Source organism: Paenibacillus sp. J31P190 (assembly GCF_059692075.1).
Genome location: NZ_JCAUAS010000068.1, coordinates 1 through 1,153, shown reverse-complemented (window position 1 = coordinate 1,153; position 1,153 = coordinate 1). Strand labels below are relative to the sequence as shown.

Annotated in this window: 2 protein-coding genes; both read left to right on the top strand. The window is 44.6% G+C overall.

All coding sequences use genetic code 11. From position 1 onward, the window contains the following. Nucleotides 1-273, top strand: a 273-nt coding sequence (locus AC58U0_RS37245; RefSeq protein WP_497383667.1) for a transposase, incomplete at its 5' end; no start/stop codon positions are given. Nucleotides 274-284: 11 nt separating this feature from the next. After that, on the top strand, nucleotides 285-1,145 hold the full coding sequence (locus tag AC58U0_RS37240; RefSeq protein WP_497383668.1) for an IS3 family transposase: 861 nt from the start codon (nucleotides 285-287) through the stop codon (nucleotides 1,143-1,145). The last annotated feature ends 8 nt before the right edge of the window (nucleotides 1,146-1,153 follow it).

Below are 1,153 nucleotides of genomic sequence, written 5' to 3'. Positions count from 1 at the left end.
AATGAGACGTTTAAACGTGAGGCGGTAAAGTATGTGCAGGAACAAGGAAAGTCCCTGGAGCAGATCGCTGACGATCTGAATGTAAATCCAGCTACGCTGCGAAACTGGGTGGGGAAATATCGAGAGTTTGAACACGAACCTGTTAATCAGGGGGAGACTCTTCGCCAACAATCCCTCCTCCTTGATGAACAAAAGCGCGAAATTGATGACCTGAAAGAAGAAATAGCCATCCTAAAAAAGGCCATGCACATCTTCAGCAAAGAAAAGAATTAAGGTTCCAATTCATCGAAGATCATCGCTCTGAGTTTCGATTGGAGAAGATGTGCAGCGTATTCAAGGTGTCCCGGAGCGGCTTTTATAAGTGGAAATCATCAGCGCCTTCCCAGAAGGAACTACACAAAGTGAAGCTTACAGAACGTATTAAATGGTACTTTTATGACTCTGACGAAATCTATGGCAGTCCAAGAATCCATAATGATCTGGTCAAGGAAGGCTGGACGGTATCGAAACGCACTGTTGGTCTCATCATGCGCGAAAAGGGGCTCCGCTCGTGCATGGCACGAAAATTCAGAGTCACCACAACCGACTCCGATCACGATAACCCAATTGCCCCAAATGTCCTTGAACAAGACTTCTCAGCAACGAAGCCAAATGAAAAATGGGTAGCCGACATTACTTATATTCCATGTCGACAAGGCAAGCTCTACCTCGCCAGTATCTTGGACCTGTACACGAAACAAATCGTTGGATGGAAGCTAAGCGATCGAATGACAACAGATCTTGTCATGGATGCACTGAAACAAGCTTATGCATCAAAGAAGCCCGGAAAAGACTTGATTCACCATTCTGACCGAGGTTCTCAGTATGCCTCCAAGGATTACCGAGAGCAGCTAGAAAGCTACGAAATGAAGCCCAGCATGAGTCGCAAAGGAAACTGCTATGACAATGCCTGTATCGAGGCTTTTCATAGCATTTTAAAGCGTGAGTTCATCTACAGCAAACCAAAATTCAAGACGAAGCAAGAAGCGCAGCAAAAACTCTACCGGTATCTTGAGTTCTTTTATAACAGAAAGAGGTCTAATAGTACAATTGGTTATTTGTCGCCATTGCAATTTGAACAGTTGTACTACGAAAGTGCAGCTTAGCTAAGTGG